Annotated in this window: 3 protein-coding genes; all 3 read right to left on the bottom strand. The window is 75.0% G+C overall.

Annotated elements, in window-relative coordinates:
* Positions 1-9255, bottom strand: a 9255-nt coding sequence (locus NGF19_RS29210; protein ID WP_252428756.1) for a type I polyketide synthase, incomplete at its 3' end; no start/stop codon positions are given.
* A 53-nt stretch (positions 9256-9308) separates the two neighbouring features.
* The gene (locus NGF19_RS29205) at positions 9309-18725 is read right to left on the bottom strand and encodes a type I polyketide synthase (protein WP_252428754.1); all 9417 of its coding nucleotides are present in this window, start codon (positions 18723-18725) and stop codon (positions 9309-9311) included.
* A gap of 11 nt (positions 18726-18736) precedes the next feature.
* On the bottom strand, positions 18737-21539 hold a 2803-nt coding region (locus NGF19_RS29200), incomplete at its 5' end, for a type I polyketide synthase (RefSeq protein WP_252428752.1).

Here is a 21539-nt window from a genome sequence, read left to right as displayed (position 1 = left end):
GTGCCAGGCGAGTTGCGGCTCGTCGCCGGTCGCGGCGAGAAAGAGCACCTCCTGCGGTACGACGAGTCCGTCCGTGTCGAGCAGGCCGAACGTGCCGGGGTGCTCGGACTGGGCGGAGCGCACCAGCCCCCACACCGTGGCGCCCGCCGGATCGGTGGGCGCCTCGCCGACGGCGCCGCCGGTCACCAGCACCAAGCGGCTGTCGGCGAGCCGGTCGTCGGCAAGCCAGGCGCGCAGCAGGTCCAGCGTGATCCGCGCGTTCGCGTGGGCGGCCGGGACGACGTCGCCCTCGGGCGACGTCGCCGGAAGCACGGCGAACACGGCGTCGGGCAGCTCCGCACCCGCGTCGAGGGCGGCGAGCAGCGCCGCGAGGTCCGGGTAGTGCGCGCCGTCGAGCTCCGGTGCCCGGTCGCCGAGCCCGGCCAGTCGGGCGGCGCCCGCCGTGGCCGGGGTGGGCGCGTCGACCCAGTCGAGGCCGTGCAGCGGGTTCCGGGTGACGAGCTGCGCGGTGGTCAGCGGCCGGACCGCCAGGGCGCCCACCGAGGCGATGGCCCGTCCAGTCTCGTCCGCGACCAGCAGTGCCACGGTGTCCGTCCCGGTCGGGGTCAGCCGGACCCGCAGCGCGGTCGCGCCGGCGGCGTGCAGGGTGACGTTCGACCACGAGAACGGCAGCCGCGGCGCCGCGTCCCCGCTCGCCCCGGTGTCGACGGCGAGCGCGTGCAGGGCCGCGTCGAGCAGGGCGGGGTGGAGGCCGAACCGGCCTGCGGCGGTGCGCTGTTCCTCGGGCAGCCGGACCTCGGCGAGGACGTCGGTGCCGTCCCGCCAGACGGCGCGCAGCCCCTGGAACGCCGGCCCGTAGCCCAGCCCGGATTCCGCAAAGCGTGGGTAGAAGTCGTCCACGGGCACCGGGACGGCGCCCTGCGGCGGCCACTCGGCCGAGCCGCGCTGGGCTTGCCCCGCGGGGACGGCCGGGCCGATCACGCCGGTGGCGTGCCTGGTCCAGTCCCCGCCCTCGCGGCGCGCGTCGATGGTGAGCTCACGGCGGCCCTCCGCGTCCGCGGCGGCGACGGTCACCTGCAGGTGGACGTCGCCGTGCGGCGGCACCACGAGCGGGGCCTGGAGCGTGAGTTCCTCAAGCTGCGGGCACCCCACCTCGTCGCCAGCGCGGACCGCCAGCTCGACGTAGGCGGTGCCGGGCAGGACGACGGCGTCCCGGACCCGGTGGTCGGCCAGCCACGGATGCGTCCGGACGGACAGCCGTCCGGTCAGCAGCCGGCTGTCGGCCCCCACGGGGGTGACGACGGCGCCGAGCAGCGGGTGGTCGGCGTTGGCCAGGCCGAGGCCGGAGGCGTCGCCCGCGCGAGCCAGGTAGTCGTCGGGCCAGAACCGGCGGCGCTGGAAGGCGTACGTCGGCAGGTCGACCGCGCGGGCGGCGGGCAGGACCGGTCGCCAGTCCACGGCGACCCCGCTGACGTGGGCCTCGGCCAGCGCCGTGACGAAGCGCGGCAGGCCGCCCTCGTCCCGGTGCAGCGTCCCGAGCGCGGCGACAATCCGCTCCAGCGCGTCGGCGCTCTCCTGCACGGCGGGGGTGAGCACTGGGTGCGGGCTGACCTCGACGAACACGGTGTGCCCGTGCTCGATGGCCCGGCGGGTCGCGCGCTCGAACTCGACGGTGTGGCGCAGGTTCTCGTACCAGTACGCCGCGTCCAGCCGGGCCGTGTCCAGCAGTTCACCGGTCACGGCGGAGTAGAACGGGGTGTGGCCGGAGCGCGGCCGGATCGGCGCGAGAGCGTCGGCGAGCCGCTCCCGGATCTCCTCGACCTGCGGGGAGTGCGAGGCGTAGTCGACGTCGACGCGCCTCGCCCGGACGTCGTCGGCGAGGCAGCCGACCAGGAACTCATCCAGTGCCACGCTCTCGCCGGAGACCACCACGGCCGTGGGGCCGTTGACGGCGGCAACGGCCAGGCGTCCGTCCCAGGCCCGGAGCCGCTCGGCGACCCGGTCGGGGGTTTCGGGCACCCAGACCATGCCGCCCCGGCCCGACAGCGCGGTCAGGGCCTGGCTGCGCAGGCTCACCACGCGCGCGGCGTCGGACAGCGAGAGCCCGCCCGCGACGTGGGCGGCGGCGATCTCGCCCTGGCTGTGGCCGAGGACGGCGTCCGGTTCGACGCCGTACGCGCGCCACAGTTCGGCGAGCGAGACCATGATCGCGAACAGCACCGGCTGGACGACATCGACGCGGTCGAGGGCGGGGGCGCCCGGTTCGCCACGGACGACGTCCAGAAGCGACCAGTCGACGAAGGGTTCGATCGCGGCCGCGCAGGCGTCCATCCGCTCGACGAACACCGGTGCGGAGTCGAGGAGTTCCCGCGCCATGCCGATCCACTGGGATCCCTGGCCGGGGAAGACGAATGCGGTCTGCGGGGCGGCGAGCACCGTGCCGCGGACCGTGCCGGCGGCCGGGCGGTCGTCGGCCAGGGCCCGCAAGAGTTCCGGCAGTTCCGCAGTGTCCCGCGGGACGAGCACGGCGCGGTGGCGTAGCGCCGACCGGGTGGTGGCGAGGGAATACGCCAAGTCGCCGGGCACGGGGGCCGACTGCTCGCCCGGCTGCTGGCCCTCGAGCCGGGCCAGCAGCCGGGCCGCCTGCTCGCGCAGGGCCTGGCCGGTGGCCGCGGAGAGGAGCCAGGGGACGGCCGCATCGGTGTCGGCGTCGGGCTCGGGCCCGGTTTGCGCCTCCGTCTCGCTCGCGGCTTCGAGGATGACGTGGGCGTTGGTGCCGCTGACGCCGAAGGCCGACACGCCCGCGCGTCGCGGTCGGCCGGTCTCGGGCCAGGCCGTCCGCTCCGTCAGCAGGCGCACTTCACCCCCCGACCAGTCCACGTGCGGCGACGGCTCGTCGATGTGGAGGGTGGCTGGCAGGATGCCGTGGCGCAGCGCCATGACCGTCTTGATGACGCCCGCCACACCGGCGGCGGCCTGGGTGTGGCCCAGGTTCGACTTCACCGAGCCCAGCCACAGCGGCTGTTCCGCCGAGCGGCCCCGGCCGTAGGTGGCCAGCAAGGCCTGCGCCTCGATCGGGTCGCCCAGCGTGGTCCCGGTCCCGTGCCCCTCCACCACATCCACCTCGGACGCCGACAACCGCGCGTTCACCAACGCCTGCCGGATCACCCGCTGCTGGGAGGGACCATTCGGCGCCGTCAGACCATTCGACGCACCATCCTGATTCACCGCCGAACCCCGCACCACCGCCAACACCCGATGCCCATTGCGCCGAGCATCCGACAACCGCTCCACCAACAACACACCCACACCCTCGGACCAACCCGTACCGTCAGCACCGGCCGCGAACGCCTTGCACCGCCCGTCGTGCGCGAGCCCGCCCTGCCGGCTGAACTCCACGAAGGGCATCGGCGTCGACATCACCGTCGCGCCGCTGACCAGGGCCAGCGAGCACTCGCCCTGCCGCAGCGACTGCGCCGCCAGGTGCAGCGCCACCAACGAGGCCGAACAGGCGGTGTCGACTGTGACGGCCGGCCCCTCAAGGCCGAAGGTGTAGGACACCCGGCCCGAGAAGACGGCGCCGCCGTTGCCGATGCCGACGAAGCCCTCCAGTTCCTCCGGGAGGTCCCGCAGGAGCAGGGCGTAGTCCTGGCCGTTGGTGCCGGCGAACACGCCGGTGTCGCTGCCGCGCAGCGTGACCGGGTCGATCCCGGCCCGCTCGATCGCCTCCCAGGAGGTCTCCAGCAGCAGCCGGTGCTGCGGGTCCATCGCCAGCGCCTCGCGCGGCGAGATCCCGAAGAACTCCGCGTCGAAGTCGGCGACGTCGTACAGGAATCCGCCGTTGCGGACGCTCGAACGGCCGTCGCCGAGCAGATGCTCCAGGTCCCAGCCGCGGTCGGTGGGGAAGGCGCCGATGCCCTCCCGGCCCTCCGCGACGAGCCGCCACAGGTCCTCGGGCGAGCGCACCCCGCCCGGGAAGCGGCAGGCCATGCCCACGATCGCGATCGGCTCGTTTGACGCCCCGGTCGCCGCGGCCACGGACGGCTGCTCCCGGCGCGCCCCGGTGCGCGCCGCAGCGACCAGCTCCTCGTCGAGGTACCGGGCCAGCTCCGCCGGGGTCGGGTAGTCGAAGACGAGCGTGGCGGGCAGGCGGATCCCGGTCTCGTGGGTGAGCCGGTTGCGCAGTTCCACGGCGGTGAGGGAGTCGACGCCCAGCTCGCTGAAGAGGCGGTCGGATCCGGCCGCCTCGGCGGACGTGTGGCCGAGCACGGCGGCGGCGTGGGTGCGCACCAGGTTCAGCAGCGTCCTGGAGCGCTCCGCGGCCGACAGGCCGCCCAGGTCGAGCCGGGCCCCGGAGTCCGGACGGCCGTCCGCCGCCGGGCCGCGCGAGGCCGGCGGGACCAGGCCGCGCAGCAGCGGCGGCACGGTGCCGGTCGCCGCCCGCGCCCGCCAGGCCCCGAGGTCGACCGGTGCGGCGACCACCACGGGGTGGTCGACGTCGAGCACCGCGTCGAACAGGGCGAGGCCCTGCTCGGTGGCCATCGGGATGATGCCCGCGTTCCTGGCCCGCGTCTGGTGGGCGTCGCCCAGCTCCTGGGTCATGCCGCTGCGCTCCTCCCACAGGCCCCACTGCACGGAGACCATCGGCAGGCCGAGCGCCCGGCGGTGGGCGGCGAACGCGTCCAGGAAGACGTTGGCCGCCGCGTAGTTGCCCTGGCCGCCGGCGCCGATGGTGGCGGCGGCCGAGGAGAAGACGACGAAGGCGGCGAGGTCGAAGTCGCGGGTGAGGTCGTGGAGGTGGAGCACCGCGTCGGCCTTGGGCCGCAGCACCCGGTCCACCTGCTGCGCGGTCAGCGAACTGATCAGTCCGTCGTGGACGACGCCGGCGCTGTGCACGACGGCGGTGAGCGGGTGCTCGGCCGGGATCGACGCCAGGCAGGCCGCAAGCTCGGCGCGGTCGCCCACGTCGCAGGCGGCGATGGTCGCCTGGGCGCCCAGCTCGGCGAGTTCGGCGCGTAGCTCCTCCGCCCCGTCGGCGGCCGGCCCGCGCCGGCTGAGCAGCAGCAGGTGCCGTACGCCGTGGCGCTCCGCCAGGTGCCGGGCGACGAGCCGTCCGACGCCGCTGGTGGCGCCGGTGACCAGGACGGTCCCCTCCGGGTCGAGGCGGCGCGCGGCGGCCCCGTCCGCCTGCGGCAGTCGGGCCAGCCGCGGCGCGTGGGCGACGCCGGCCCGCAGCGCCAGCTGGGGCTCGTCGCCGGCCAGCGCCGGGGCCAGCGACCGGTAGGAGGCGGCCGTGCCGTCCACGTCGAGCAGCAGGAACCGGCCGGGGTGCTCGGACTGGGCGGACCGGACGAGCCCCCAGACCGGGGCCGTGACCAGGTCGTCCGGTTGGGCGTCCGGCACGGTGGTCACAGCGCCTTCGGTCACCACCACGAGGCGGGACTCGGCGTACGCGTCGTCGGCGAGCCACTGCCGGGCCAGGTCGAGGACACCCTGGAGCGCGGCGCGCACCGCCTCGCCGAGCGCACCGGGGCCGCCGGACGGCACGGGGGCGAGGACGACGGCGGGCACCGCGGCCCCGTCCCGTACGGCTCGGGACAGTGCTTCGAGGTCGGCGTACGGCACCGCGTCGCCGAACCGGGCGGCGGTGTCGGCGTCCCCGAGCACCGCCCACCCGTCGGCGGGAGCGTCCCCACGGGCGAGGGGCACCTCGTCCCAGGCGATCCGGAACAGTGCGTCGCCGTGCCGACCGCGTACGGCCGTCTCCTGGAACGTCACCCCGGCGGCCCGGGCGAGGGTGCGCCCCGCATCGTCGGTGATGACGAGGGACACGGTGTTCTCGTCGGTCACGGTGAGCTCGGCCCGCGCGGCGGTCGCGCCGGCCGCGTGGAGTTCGACCCCCTGCCACCGGGCGGGCAGCAGCCGCAGCCGGCTGTCGGCCACTGGCGGCAGCACGGCCCCGGCGGCCTCGACGGCGGCGGCCATGAAGACAGGGTGGAGGCCGTAGCGGTCGGCGTCGGCCCACGCGCCGGCGGTCGGGCCCACGTCGGCGGACACGGTGTCGCCGGCCCGCCGCGCGGCGGGCGGCTGCGCGTCTTCGATCGGGGGTGTCAGGCCCGTGTCCAGGACGCCGACGGCGTGCCGGGTCCACCGGGCGTCGTCGTGGTTCTCGCGGGCGTGGACGGTGAGGGAGCGCCCGCCGGACTCGTCCGGCGCGCCCACCCGGACCTGGACGACCAGACCGCCCCGCTCCGGCAGGGTCAGCGGCTCGTCCACCGTCAGCTCGGCGACGCGGGCGCAGCCGACCTGGCTGCCCGCGTGCAGCGCCAGCTCCAGCAGGGCGGCGGCGAGGCGGGGCGCGCCGTCCACGCGGCCCGCGAGCCAGGGGTGGCTCTGCCGGGACAGCACGCCGGTCAGCAGCAGTCCGTCGCCGTCCGCAAGGGAGACGGCCGCGCCGAGCAGCGGGTGGTTCGCGGTGCCGACGCCGACGCGGGTGATGTCGCCGGTCGCGGAGAACGGGTTCTTCAGCCAGTGGCGCTCGCGCTGGAACGCGTAGGTGGGCAGCTCGGTCAGGGCGGCGCCGCTGCCGGCGAACACCGCCTGCCAGTCGACGGGGGCGCCGTTGGCGTGGGCACCGGCCAGCGCGGTCACCGCGGTGGCGAGCTCGTCCTTGCCGTGGCGCAGCGCGGGCGTCAGGAGCACGTCGGTGCGGTCCTCGGGCACGCTCTCGCGGCCCAGTCCGGTGAGCACGCCGCCCGGGCCCAGTTCGAGGAACGTGGTCACCCCGCGGGCGAGCAGGTCCGCCATCCCGTCGTGGAACCGGACGGCTTCGCGGACGTGGCGCACCCAGTACCCAGCCGTCGCGATCTTGTCAGCCGTGGCGACTCGGCCGGTCACATTGGAGGCGATCGGGATCCGCGGCGGGTGGAACGTCAGCCGCTGCGCGACTGTGCGGAACTCCGCCAGCATCGGTTCCATGGACGGCGAGTGGAACGCGTGGCTCGTGGACAGCCGCTTGGACCTGCGCTCCCCCAGCGCCGCCAGCACGGCCCCCACCGCGTCCTCGTCGCCCGAGACGACCACGGAGGCGGGGCCGTTCACCGCCGCGATGGAGACGCGGTCGGTGAGCAGCTCAGCGACCTCCGCCTCGGAGGCGGCCACGGACACCATGACGCCCGGTGCCATCGCCTGCATGAGCCGGCCGCGGGCGGTGATGAGGGCGCACGCGTCCTCCAGGGACAGCACGCCGGCCACGTGGGCGGCGGCGACCTCGCCGACGGAGTGCCCGAGGAGGTAGTCCGGGCGGACTCCCCAGCTCTCCCACAGCCGGGCCAGCGCCACTTCGAGCGCGAACAGCGCGGGCTGCGCGTACTGGGTGCGCTCCAGCAGCCCCTCGTCGCCGAACATCACGTCGCGCACCGATCGGCCGAGGAGCGGGTCGAGGACCGCGCCGACGGCGTCCAGCTGGGCGGCGAACTCCGGTACGTGGTCATAGAGTTCGCGCCCCATGCCGGGCCGCTGCGCGCCCTGGCCGCCGAACAGGAAGGCGGTGCGCCCGCCCTTGACCCGGGTCGCGGCGCCGAGCAGGTGCGGGTCGGCCCTGCCCTGGGACAGCGCGTCGAGGCCGCGCAGCGCGGAGGCGCGGTCGGCGGCGACGACGGCGGCCCGGAACGGCAGCGCGGCGCGGCTGGTGGCCAGCGCGTAGGCGAGGTCGGGAAGTTGGATGTCCGGGTGCTCGTCCAGCCGCGCCAGCATCCGGGTGGCCTGGGCGTGCAGGGCCTGGGGGGTGTGGCCGGACAGCAGCAGCGGCACGGTGCCGTGGGCGATCGGCCCGGCCGCCGGGACGGCGGGGGCCGGCTCGGTGGCCGGCGGCTGTTCGACGATCACGTGTGCGTTGGTGCCGCTGACGCCGAACGAGGAGACGCCGACCCGGCGGGGCCGGTCCACGACGGGCCACGGAGTCGGCTCGGTCGGCAGCCGCACGGCGCCGGAGGACCAGTCCACGTGCGACGTCGGCTGTTCGACGTTGAGGGTGGGCGGCACCACGGCGTGCCGGACCGCCAGCACCGCCTTGATGATGCCGGCGACGCCCGCGGCGGCCTGGGTGTGGCCGAGGTTGGACTTCACCGAGCCCAGGAGCAGCGGTCGGCCCGCCGTGTGGTGGCGGCCGTAAGTGGCGAGGATCGCGTTGGCCTCGATGGGGTCGCCCAGGGTGGTACCGGTGCCGTGCGCCTCGACCACGTCGATCTCGTCGGGGGTGAGCCCGGCGTTGTCGAGGGCTGCCCGGATGACGCGCTCCTGGGACGGGCCGTTGGGCGCGGTCAGGCCGTTGCTGGCGCCGTCCTGGTTCACGGCGCTGCCGCGGATCACCGCCAGTACCTGGCGGCCGTTGGCCAGCGCGTCCGACAGGCGCTCCAGCAGGACCAAGCCGACGCCCTCGCCCCAGCCGGTGCCGTCCGCCGCGTCCGCGAAGGGCTTGCACCGGCCGTCCGGCGCCATTCCCCGCTGTCGGCTGAACTCGATGAAGGCGCCCGGGGTCGACATCACCGTCGCGCCGCCCGCGAGCGCGAGGGAGCACTCGCCCTGCCGCAGCGACTGCACGGCGAGGTGCAGCGCCACCAGCGACGACGAGCAGGCGGTGTCGACGGTGACCGCGGGCCCCTCCAGGCCGAGCGTGTACGACACCCGGCCGGAGAGCACGCTCGCGGTGTTGCCGGTGAGGCGGTGGCCTTCCAGCGCCTCGGACTCCAGCGAGGTCATCAGCAGGCGGACGTAGTCCTGCCCGTTCGTGCCGGCGAACACACCGGTCCGGCTGCCGCGCAGGGTCGCGGGGTCGAGGCCGGCCTGTTCCAGGGTCTCCCAGGCGACCTCCAGCAGCAGCCGCTGCTGCGGGTCCATCGCCAGCGCCTCGCGCGGCGAGATGCCGAAGAACTCGGCGTCGAAGTCGGCGGCGTCGGCCAGGAAGGCGCCCCGGCGGGTGTAGCTGGTGCCGGGCCGGTCCGGGTCCGGGTCGAACAGAGAGTCGAGGTCCCAGCCGCGGTCGGCGGGGAACTCGCCGACGGCGTCCTCGCCGGTCGCCAGCAGCCGCCAGAAGTCCTCCGGGGAGGCCACGCCGCCGGGGAAGCGGCATCCGATGCCGACGACCGCGATGGGTTCGCGCCGCTCCTCCTGGATCTCCCGCAGCTGCCTGCGGGTCTCCTGGAGGTCGGTGGTGACGCGCTTGAGGTAGTAACTGAGTCGCTCTTTGTCCGCCATGGTGCTGGTTGCCCCTCGTGCCCTCGAAGAACGAATACGTGTCGGCCGGCCGGTCAGGAGATGCCGAACTCCTTGCCGAGGAACTCGATCAGCTCGTCGTCCGTGGCCTCCGCCAACTCGACGGACGGGTCCGGCTGTTCGTCCTGTTCACCGGTCAGCTGCGCGAGCAGCGACGTCAGCCGGGTGGTGACGACCTTGCGGGTGAGGCCGTCGGACGCGATTGCGGGCAACCGCGCTTCAAGCTCCTCCAGCAGCACCGTGGCCGGGGCGACGGCGTCCTGCCGGATCCGCTCCAGCAGGTGGGTGGTGACAGCCCGCGCCGTCGGGTGGTCGAACACGAGCGTGACCGGCAGCTTCAGCCCGCTGATCCGGCTGAGCCGGTTGCGCAGTTCGACGGCCATGACCGAGTCCAGGCCGAGCCCGGTCAGCGGGCCGTCCACGTCGACCGCGTCGGCCGCCGCGTGCCGGAGCACCGCGGCGAGCTCACCGCGGACCAGGCCGAGGACGTGCTCGTCGCCCTCCGGTTCGGAGAGCCCGGCCAGCCGGTCCCGCAGGGCAGCCAGCGTGTCCTGGGAGTCGGTGTTGCCGCCGGCGTCCGCCTCCGCCATGGCCGCCAGTGCCTCGGGCATCGTGGCCAGCAACGGGATGGGGCGCAGCGAGGCGAGTCCCTTGGCGAAGCGGTCCCACTCGATGTCCCCCACCAGCAGGAACGTTTCGTCGTGCCGGATCGCGCGACCGAGCGCGTCGATCGCGAGTTCGGGATCCATCGCGCGCACGCCCCGGCTGTGGAGCCTGGCCTCGGCCCGGTCGCGCGAGTCGAGGCTGCCGCCGCCCCACGCGCCCCAGGCCACCGACGTGGCAGGCAGTCCCTGCGTGCGCCGGTACCGGGCGAAGGCGTCCAGATAGGCGTTGGCCGCCGCGTAGTTGGCCTGTCCGACGCTGCCGAGGGTGCCGCCGAACGCGGAGAACAGCACGAAGGCCGTGAGGTCCATGCCTGCGGTCAGCTCGTGGAGGTTGTTCACGGCGGTGACCTTGGAGGCGAAGACCCGCTCCAGGCGTTCCGGGGTCAGCACGTCGACCGGGTCGTCATCGACCACGCCGGCCACGTGCATCACCGCGGTCAGCGGGGCGTCCTCGGGCACCGACGCCAGTAGCCGCGCGAGTGCCGTGCGGTCTGCGGCGTCGCAGTCCGCGACGGTCACCCGGGTGCCCAGGGCGGCCAGTTCCGCGACGAGTCCATCGGTGTCGGCGGCGCCGGCCCGCCGACTGGCGAGGACCAGGTGCTCCGCGCCCTCGGCGGCGAGCCAGCGGGCCACGTGTCGGCCGAGCGCGCCGGTGCCACCCGTGACGAGCACGGTGCCCGAGGGCCGCCACCCGTTGTCCGCGGCCGGCGTTCCGGCGCGCACGAGGCGGCAGCCGAACACGCCGGTGGTGCGGACGGCCAGCTGGTCCTCCTGGGCGTCCACGCCGGCGAGCGCCGCGACGAACCGGTCCTGCGCCCGCTGGTCCAGCTCCGCCGGAAGGTCGATCAGGCCGCCCCAGCGCTCGGGCTGTTCGAGCGCGACGGCCCGGCCCAGGCCCCACACCTGGGCGGCGTTGGGGTTGCGGAGCGGGTCGGCGTCGTCCACCGACACGGCCCCGCTGGTGACGCACCACAGCCGTCCGGCCGTCCCGGTGTCGCCGAGCGCCTGCACCAGGGCCAGGGTGCCCACGGTCGCCGCGGCGACGGCGGGGCACTCCGGGCTCGGGGAGCCGTCGAGTGCCAGCAGGGACAGCACGTGCGCGGCCTCGGCGCCGTCGGCGGCGGCACGTAGGCGCTCCGCCAGGACGGCCCGATCGAGATCGGCGGCGCCCACCTCGATCCGTACCAGCTTGGCGCCGGCCCGTTCGACGGCGTCCAGCAGCGCGGCGGTGGTGGAGTGCTCCGCCCGTGCCTCGGGCACCACCGCGAGCCAGGTGCCGCGCGGTGGTGCCGTCGGGGCGGCGGCGAGCGGCTGCCAGGTCACCCGGTAGCACCAGGAATCCACGACGGAACGCCGGTCGAGGCGCCGACGCCAGGACGCGAGCACGGGCAGTGCCGCCCGTACCACCGGCTCTGAGTCGGACCCGATCTCCAGGGTGGAGGACAGCATGCTGAGGTCCTGCTGCTCGACCGCGGCCCAGAACGCCGCGTCGCCCGGGGTCGCGGCGCCGGCCGTGGCCGCGCCGGCGACCGGGGTGTCGAGCCAGAAGGTCTCGCGCTGGAACGGGTAGGTGGGCAGGTCGACGCGGCGCGCACCGGTCCCCCGGAACGCGGCCCGCCAGTCGACCGTCACGCCGTGCACATGGGCCTCGGCGGCCGACTTCAGGAACCTGCGCAGGTCGCCCTCGTCCCGGCGCAGCGTGGGGACGACCAGCGGTTCGACTCCGTGGGCTTCGGCGCTCTCCTGGATCGAGAGCGCCAGCACCGGGTGGGGGGCGGCTTCGACGAAGGCACGGTACCCGTCGCGGCTCAGCGCGCGAACCGCGTCCTGGAAGGCCACCGTCTCCCGCATGTTGCGGAACCAGTAGGCGGCGTCGAGGGTCGCGGTGTCGACCAGGTCTCCGGTCACCGTGGAGTACATCGGGATCCGACCCGGCTGCGGGGTGACCGGCGCGAGGTCGTGGAGCAGGCGCTGGCGCAGCGCGTCCACCTGGGCCGAGTGCCCCGCGACGGTCACGCTGGGCACCAGGCGGGCCCGGATGTGGTCGGCGACGCACGCGGCTATGAACTCGTCGCAGGCCACCGCGTCGCCGGAGACCGTGCACGAGCCCGGCCCGTTGACGGCGGCCACCGACAGCCGCTCGCCCCAGGGCTCGATCCGGCGCGCCGCCTCGTCGGCCGGCAGCAGCACGGCCGCCATCCTGCCTCTCCCGGTCAGGGTGTGCCAGGCGGCGCTGCGGGCGACGACGATGCGCGCGGCGTCCGGCAGGGACAGCGCCCCCGCGACGTGGGCGGCGGCGATCTCGCCCTGCGAGTGCCCCACCACGGCCGCCGGCTCGACGCCATAGGAGCGCCACAGCGCGGCCAGCGACACCATCATGGTGAACAGCACCGGCTGGTGGACGTCGATGCGGTCCTCGGGCGGTTCGGTGTCGCCGCGCAGCACGTCGAGCACCGACCAGCCGGTCAGGGCGCGGATTTTCGCGTCGCAGGCTTCGGCCTGCTCCCGGAACGCGGGTGCGGTGGCCAGGAGTTCGCGTCCCATGGCGAGCCATCCGCTGCCCTGCCCGGGAAAGACGAACACCGGCCGCACGTCGCCGCCGGCGACGCCCCGCACCACGTCCCGCGTGGGGAACTCGGCGGTCGCGCCGGCCAGTTCGGCGCTCTCGCGGCCGAGCAGGACGGCCCGGTGGGCGAACACCGAGCGGCCGTGGGCCAGGGAGTGGCCGATGTCGGCCGGGTCGAGGTCCGGTTGTCCGGCGAGCCGAGTCCGCAGCCGCTGGAGCTGCTCGTCGAGTGCCTGGCCAGTCCGCGCGGACAGCACCCACGGGACGACGGCCACCGGGGGCTCCGCCGGGACGGCCGGGGCCTCCTCGAGCTCCGCCGGAGGCTCCTCCAGGACGAGATGGGCGTTGGTGCCGCCGATCCCGAACGAGGAGATCGCGGCGCGCCGCGGGCCGTCCGAGCGTTCCCAGGGCCGGGCCTGCGTCAGCAGCCGGATGTCTCCCGACTCCCAGTCCACGTGCGGCGTCGGGGCGTCGACATGCAGGGTCCTGGGCAGCACGCCGTGCCGCATCGCCAGGACGAGCTTGATCACGCCGGCCACGGCTGCCGCGGCCGCGGTGTGACCGATGTTGGACTTCACCGAGCCGAGCCACAGCGGCCGGTCCCGGTCCCGGCCGTAGGTCGCGAGCAGGGCGTTCGCCTCGATCGGGTCGCCCAGCCTGGTGCCGGTGCCGTGCGCCTCCACCACGTCGACGTCCCGGGCCGCAAGCCCGGCGGCGTGCAGGGCTCGCCGGATCACCCGCTCCTGGGACGGCCCGTTCGGCGCCGTCAGCCCGTTGGACGCGCCGTCGTGGTTCATCGCGCTGCCTCGGATGACGGCCAGTACGGGGTGGCCGTTGCGCCGGGCGTCGGACAGCCGCTCGATCAGCAGGAAGCCCGCCCCCTCGGACATGGCCATGCCGTCGGCCGCCGCCGCGAAGGGCTTGCACCGGCCGTCCGGCGCCAGCACCTGCTGGCGGCTCATGCCCGCGAAACCGCCCGAGGACGGCATCACGGCCACACCGCCGGCCAGGGCCAGCGTGCACTCGCGCCGGCGCAGCGCCTGGCAGGCCAGGTGCAGCGCCACCAGGGAGGAGGAGCACGCGGTGTCGACGGTCAAGGACGGACCCTCCAGGCCGAGCGCGTAGGACACCCGTCCGGACAGGACGCTGGTGAACACGCCGGTCATGAGGTGGGCCTCGAGGCCCTCCTCCGGCGGCGTGGCCGCCCCGTAGAAGGAGTGCATGCCGCCCGCGTAGACGCCGGTGCTGCTGCCGTGCAGGGTGGTCGGATCGATGCCCGCCCGCTCGATGGCCTCCCACGCGGTCTCCAGGAGCAGCCGCTGCTGCGGGTCCATGGCCAGCGCCTCGCGCGGGGAGATGCCGAAGAACGCCGCATCGAAGTCGCCCGCGTCGTGCAGGAATCCGCCCTCGCGGACGTAGGCCTTCCCGGGCCGGTGGGGGTCGGGGTCGTAGAGCGCGGCGAGATCCCAGCCGCGGTTGGTGGGGAACGACGAGATCGCGTCGCCGCCCGCGGCCAGCAGGTCCCAGAACTCCTCCGGGGTCGTGACGCCGCCGGGGTACCGGCACGCCATGCCGACGATCGCGATGGGATCGTCGTCCGCGCCGGCTTCGGCCTCGGCGAGCGGCACGTCCGCCGCCGGGTCGCCGGTCACCCGGCCGAGGAGGAAGTCGGCGAGCGCCCGGGCCGAGGGGTGGTCGAAGACCACGCTGGCGGGCAGGGCGATCCCGGTGGCCGCGGAGAGGCGGTTGCGCAGTTCGACGGCCGCCAGCGAGTCGAAGCCCAGCTCGCGGAAGGCGCGGGTCGCCTCCACGGCGTCGGGCGTGGCGTGCCCGAGCACGACCGCCGCCTCGGTGCGGACGAGGTCGACGAGGACCCGCCGCCGGGCGTCGGCCGGCACGGTCGCGAGCTTCGCGGCGAGCGCCGACGCGTCCGGGCGGGTGCCGCCCGCCACCGCCCGGGCGCCCTCCAACGCCCGCCTGGCCTCCGGAACTTCGCGGATCAGCGGGCTGGAGCGGGCCATCGTGAAGACCGGTGCGGCCCGCTCCCACTCGACGTGCGTGACCACCAAGTGGGTCTCGTCGTGGGTGAGCGCCTGGACGAGGGCCGCCACCGCGAGGTTCGGGTCCAGGGCCGGGAATCCGCGCCGTTCGAGCCGGTCCGCGACGTCCTCGGCCATGCCAGCGCCCCAGGAGCCCCAGGCGATGGAGGTGGCGGGCAGTCCGCTGCGGCGGCGCTGCTGCGCGAGGGCGTCCAGGTGGGCGTTGGCCGCCGCGTAGTTGCCCTGGCCGGCCGCGCCGAAGCTGCCGGCGACCGAGGAGAACAGGACGAACGCGTCGAGGTCCAGATGGCTCGTCAGCTCGTGGAGGTACCGCGCGCCGTCCACCTTCGGAGCCATCACCTCGGCGAAGCGTTCCGGAGTGAGCGTGTCGACCAGGCCGTCGGCCAGCACGCCGGCCGCGTGCATCACCGTCGACAACGGGGCGTCCGCGGGCAGCGAGGCGAGCAGCGCCTCGACCTCGGAGCGTACCGACATGTCACACGCGACGATCCTGACCCGGGCGCCCAGCTCCGTCAGCTCCCGCTCCAGCTCGGCCGCCCCCGGGGCGTCCGGTCCGCGCAGGCCGGCCAGGACGAGGTGGTCGGCTCCGTTCGCCGCGAGCCAGCGGGCCACGTGCGCGCCGATCAGCCCGGTGCCGCCGGTGACCAGCACGGTGCCACGCGGGCGCCACGGCTCGGTGGCACTCTCGTCGGGCAGAGGTGCCCTCGCGATACGCCGCACGTACACTGCCGCCTCGCGGATCGCGACCTCGCACTCGTCGTCGACGCCCCCGAGCACGGCCACCAGACGGTCGTGGGCCGTGTCGTCGAGGTGCGATGGCAGGTCCACCAGGCCGCCCCAGCGGCGCGGCTGCTCCAGCGCGACGACCCGGCCAAGGCCCCAGAGGCCGGCCTGCACGATGTCGGCCGCCTCCTCGTCGTCGATGGCGACCGCCTGGGTGGTCACACACCACAGCGGCGCCTCGATCCCCGCCGCGCCCAGCGCCCGCACCAGGTCCGCCGTGGCGGGCAGCGCGGTGTCCTCGGCCAGGGCCAGCAGCGAGAGCACCCCGCTCACCGTGGCGGGATCGACCTCGCCGAGCTGCGCCGCCTCGGTGACCACCACCTCGAGGCGCCGCCGCCGTAAGGCCTCGACCAGCGCGGTGACCTGAGGGTCGGCGGCGTGGTCCGGCGGCACCACGGCCAGCCAGGTCCCGGACGCGCCGGGCGCCGAGCCGAGCGCGAGCGGGCGCCACACGATCCGGTACCGCCACTCGTTCAGGGTGGCTAGCTCGGTGCGGCCACGGCGCCAGGTCGCCAGCGTCGACACGACCGAGCCCAGCGGGGCGTCCGCGGGCAAGTCGAGGAGTTCGGTCAGCGCCCGGCCGTCGGCGGCGTCGACGGCCTGCCAGAACGACGTCTCCAACGTGTCGCTCCCGGTGCCGGCTTGCGCGGGCGCGGGGGCGTCCAGCCAGTACCGCTGGTGCTGGAACGCATACGTGGGCAGGTCGACCGGCGCGGGGCCGGCCTCCGCCAGGACCGATCCCCACTGCACGGGGGCGCCGTGGACGTACGCCTCGGCGGCCGAGGCGAGCATCCGGGGCAACCCGCCGGCCCCACGCCTGAGGGTGCCGACCACGACGGCGTCGCGGCCCGCGACGTCGATCGTCTCTTGGACGCCCACCGACACCACGGGGTGCGGGCTCACCTCTACGAAGCAGGTCACCCCGTCGTCCAGCAGTTGCCTGATCACCGGCTCGAAGCAGACCGGTTCGCGCAGGTTGCGGTACCAGTAGCCGGCGTCGAGCGCGGCGGTGTCCAGCAGTCCGCCGGTGACCGTGGAGTGGAACGGGACCTCCGACGTACGCGGCTCGACCGCGCCGAGCGCCGCCGCGATCTCGGTGCGAACGGCGTCGACATGATGCGAGTGCGAGGCGTAGTCCACCTCGATCCGGCGGGCCCGGACGCCCTCGTCGGCGAGCTCGGCCAGCAGGGCGTCGAGCGCCGCGTCGTCGCCGGAGACCACCACGGACGACGGGCCGTTCACGGCGGCGACCGACAGCGCCCCCTCCCACGTCCCGAGCCGGGCCCGCACCTGGTCGACCGACAGGGCCACCGACACCATGCCGCCGAGCCCGGTCAGCGCCGACAGCGCCCGGCTGCGCAGCGCCACGATCCGCGCGCCGTCGTCCAGCGACAGCGCGCCTGCCACGCAGGCCGCGGCGATCTCGCCCTGGGAGTGCCCGACCACGGCGGCGGGCCGCACGCCCAGCGAACGCCACACCTCGGCCAGGGACACCATCACCGCCCACAGCACCGGCTGCACGACATCCACCCGGTCCAGCCGCGCGCCCTTCCGCAGGACGGTGCGCGGGTCCTGGTCCAGGTACGGGGCCAGGGCCTGCGCGCATTCCGCCATCCGCGCGGCGAACACCGGCGAGGAGTCGAGCAGCGGCACCGCCATGCCCACCCACTGGGCGCCCTGGCCGGGGAAGACGAACGCCACCCGGGACTCGCCCCGGGCCCGCCCGCGGACGACGTCCGGCAGGCTCCGCCCGTCGGCCAGGCCGGCGAGCCCGTCGCCCAGGCCGACGCAGTCGCCGGCAAGCACCACCGCGCGGTGCTCGAACCGGGTGCGCGCCGTGGCCAGGGTGTGCGCGACGTCAACCGGGTCGAGCTCCGGGCGGTCCGCCACCAGCGCGTTCAGCCGCCGGGCCTGGTCGCGCAGCGCGGCCTCCGTCCGGCCGGACAGCACCCACGGCACGACCGGCACGGTGCCGGTGCGCTCCGGCCGCTCCACGGCGGGGGCCTGCTCCAGGATCACGTGCGCGTTGGTGCCGCTCACGCCGAACGCGGACACCGCGGCGCGCCGGGGCCGGTCCAGCTCCGGCCACGGCCGGGCGTCGGTCAGCAGCTCGACCGCGCCCGCGGACCAGTCCACCTGGGTGGACGGCTGGTCCGCGTGCAGGGTGCGCGGCAGTGTGCCGTGCCGCATCGCCATCACCATCTTGATGACCCCGGTCACGCCCGCGGCGGCCTGGGTGTGGCCGATGTTCGACTTCACCGAACCCAGCGCCAGCGGAACCGCACGGCCCTGGCCGTAGGTGGCCAGCAGGGCCTGCGCCTCGATCGGGTCGCCGAGCGGTGTCCCGGTGCCGTGCGCCTCCACGGCGTCCACGTCGGCCGCGAGCAGCCGGGCGTCGCTCAGCGCGGCTCGGATGACGCGCTGCTGGGCGGGCCCACTGGGGGCGGTCAGACCACTGGAGGCGCCGTCCTGGTTCACCGCCGAGCCGCGGACCACGGCGAGCACCCGGTGCCCGTCGCTCACCGCGTCCGACAGCCGTGCCAGCAGCAGCATGCCGACGCCCTCGCCCCAGCCGGTGCCGTCGGCCCGGTCGGAGAACGACTTGCACCGGCCGTCAGGGGCCAGGCCACGCTGGCGGCTGAACTCGATGAACGCCGCCGGGGAGGACATCACCGTGACACCGCCGGCCAGGGCCAACGAGCACTCGCCCTGCCGCAGCGCCCTGACCGCGAGGTGCAGGCCGACCAACGAAGAGGAGCAGGCGGTGTCGATCGTGATCGTCGGCCCTTCGAAACCGAAGGTGTAGGCGATCCGGCCGGAGGCCACGCTGCCCGAACTGCCGTTGCCCACATAGCCTTCGAAGCCTTCAGGCGCGCGGTGCATCCGGGTGGCGTAGTCGTTGTACATCACGCCGACGTACGTACCGACCTGGTGCCCGCGCAGGGTGGTCGGGTCGATGCCGGCCTGCTCGACGGCCTCCCAGGACGTCTCCAGGAGAAGCCGCTGCTGCGGGTCGATCGCCAGCGCGTCCTTGGGGCTGATGCCGAAGAACTCGGGGTCGAACTCGGCCGCCGGGTAGAGGAAGCCGCCGTCTCGCGCGTAGCTGGTGCCGGTCCGCTCCGGGTCGGGGTGGTACAGCGCCTCCAGGTCCCAGCCGCGGTCGGCCGGGAACCCGGCGATCGCGTCCCTGCCCTCGTCGACCAGGCGCCACAAGTCCTCGGGGCTCCGGACCTCACCGGGGTAGCGGCATGCCATGCCGATGATGGCGATGGGCTCGTGCGCCGCGTCGACGAGCTGCCGGTTACGCCGGCGGAGACGGTCGGTCTCCTTCAGCGATCCGCGCAGCGCCTCGATGATCTGTTCTTTGCTCTGGTTCACCGATTCCCCCGTCAGTCCCGGCCCAGATCATCCTGTGCCATCTGGATCAATTCGTCGAGATCCATTTCGTCGATGCCATCGGAATCGGCCATCTGATGGCCACTCGAATTCCCTTCGTCCGTGTCCGCCAGCCGCAACAGCAGGTCGAGAACGCCCGCGTCGCGCAGCCGGTCGACCGGGATCATGGCGAGAACTCGTCGCAACTCGGCGTCGTCCTCCGCCGCGGCGCCCTCCGGAGCAAGAGCATCCGTCAGATGCCGTGTCAGGGCGGTGACGTTGGGATGGTCGAACAGAGCCGACGCCGCCAGGCGCAGCCCGGTGGCCGCGTCCAGCCGGTTCCGCAGATCGATCGCGGTCAGCGAGTCCAGACCCATCTCGAAGAAGCCGCGGTCGGCGTCAATTCCCGCGGGGTCGTCGTGCCCGAGCACCCCGGCCAGCTCTCGGACGACCACCGACCGCACCAGGCCGACCCGGTCGCCGTCCGCCGCCTCGGCGAGCCTGGTCCGCAGCGACGCTCTCAGGTCCGGGCTTGCGGCGCCCTCCGACCGCTGCGGCGCCGGCACCAGGCCGTGCAGCAGTGGCAGCAAGGTGCCCGACCGGGCCAGGCCGCGCAGGGCGGCGCGGTCCAGCAGGACCGCCGCGAGCTCGGCCTCCTCGGCGCCGACCGCGGCGTCGAAGAGCGCCAGCGCCTCGGCCGAGGAGAGCGCACCGATACCCGCCCGGGCCATCCTGTGCACATCGACCTCGGCGAGGCCGCCGACGATCCCGCCGTCGCTCTCCCAGCGCCCCCAGGCCAGGGCGGTCGCCGGGAGGCCGGCGGCGCGCCGGTGGTGTGCCAGCCCGTTCAGGAACGCGTTGGCCGCCGCGTAATTCGCCTGCCCCGGCCCACCGAAGAGGCTGGTCGTGGAAGAGAAGAGCACGAAGGCGTCCAGCTGCAGATGCCGCGTCAGCCGGTGCAGGGCCAGCGCCGCATCCGCCTTCGGCGCCAGCACCGTCCCGAGCCGCTCGGCGGTCAGCGAGGGCAGCACTCCGTCGTCGACGACGCCCGCCGCGTGGATCACCGCGCTGAGCGGGTGCTCCTGCGGAATCAACGCCAGCACGCGGGCCAGGTCGCCCTCGTCGGATACGTCGCAGGCGACCACCCGGACCTCGGCGCCGTGCCCGGCGAGCTCCGCCGCCAGGGCATCCGTGCCCGCCCCGCCGCCGCTGCGGCTCACCAGCAGCAGGTGGCGCACGCCGCGCTCGGTCACCAGGTGCCGGGCGATCTCGGTACCGAGCGCCCCGGTGCCGCCGGTGATCAGGACGGTGCCGTCCGGGTTCCAGGTCACCGGCCCGGGCCGCCCGGCGGCGGGCACCAGCCTGGGCACGCGCACGGCCCCGGAGCGCACAGCGAGTTGCGGCTCCCGCACCGCCAGCGCGGAGGCCAGCGCGGCGGAGGCCAGCGGGTCCGGTTCGTCGACGTCGACGAGGACGAACCGGTCGGGGTACTCCGCCTGGGCGGCCCGCACCAGGCCCCAGACGGCGGCGCCGGCGAGGTCGGACACCGAGGCTTTGTCGTCCACCGCGACGGCGCCTCGGGTGACGACCACGAGCCTCGAACGCTCCAGCCGTGCGTCGGCCACCCAGGCCTGAAGCAGCGTCAGTACCTGCTCCAGCGTGGGCCGTACATCGGTGGTATCGGCGGGTTCGGCGGGTCCCCCGAAGCAGGGCAGGACCACCAGGTCGGGCGCCTCGGCCGGCAGCGACGGCAGGCCGCCCTCGCCCAGCACGACGTACCCGGGCACAGGTCCACCCACAGGGGCCGCCGGCTGCCAGTCGACCCGGAACAACGCCTGCTGTCCACTGCGGCCCGCGCGCAACTGACGCTCCGACAGTCGGCGGAAGGTCAGCGAGTCAGCGGACAGGACGAGGGCGCCCGACACGTCCCGTGCCGTCATCGACACCGCGCCGTCGGTGGCGGGCACAAGCCGCACTCGCAGTACCGCCGCACCCTCCCTGGCCACCCGCACCCCGCTCCAGGTGAACGGCAGCCCGGCCTCCGGCCCCATCAGCGCGGTGGCGTGGAGGACGGCGTCCAGCAGCGCCGGGTGCACGGAGAAATTCCCGGCCTGCGCGGCGACCTCCTCGGGCAGCCGCACCTCCGCCCAGAACTCGTCCCCGTCGCGCCACACCGACCGCAGCCCCTGGAACGCGGGCCCGTACCCGAACCCCGCCTCCGCCAGGCGCGGGTAGAAGTCCGCGAGGTCGACGGGCACCGCGCCCGCTGGCGGCCATACGGCGGCCTCGGTGGAGTCCGCCTCGGTGAAGTCCACCTCCGGGAGCGGGGCCACCTGCTCCCCGGCGGCGGATCCGGCCAGGATGCCGGTGGCGTGCCGCACCCAGGCGTCCTCGCCCTGACGCGCGTACACGCTGAACGGACGGGCGCCGTGCTCGTCCTCCGCCGCCACGGACACCTGGACCGCCACGTTCCCACGGTCCGGCAGGACCAGCGGCACCTCCAGGGCCAGCTCCACGACCTTGGCGCACCCCACCTCACGTCCCGCCCGGAGGGCACATTCGAGGAACACCGTGCCGGGCACCAGGGCGGTACCCGCGATCACGTGGTCGGCGAGCCAGCCCTGCGCGTCCAGCGCCAGCCTGCCAGTGAGCAGGCACCCTCCGGAGGCAGGCAGCTCCACCACGGCCCCAAACAGCGGGTGACCGGCGGAGCCCAAGCCCGCGCCGACCGGTTGGCCAGTCGCCTGCGCGGCCTCTTTCAGCCAGTAGTGACGCCGTTGGAAGGCGTAGGTGGGCAGGTCGATCTGCTGCGCTCCT

The organism is Streptomyces macrolidinus, assembly GCF_023887685.1.
GTDB lineage: Bacteria > Actinomycetota > Actinomycetes > Streptomycetales > Streptomycetaceae > Streptomyces > Streptomyces macrolidinus.
This window is presented reverse-complemented; position numbering and strand designations above follow the sequence as displayed.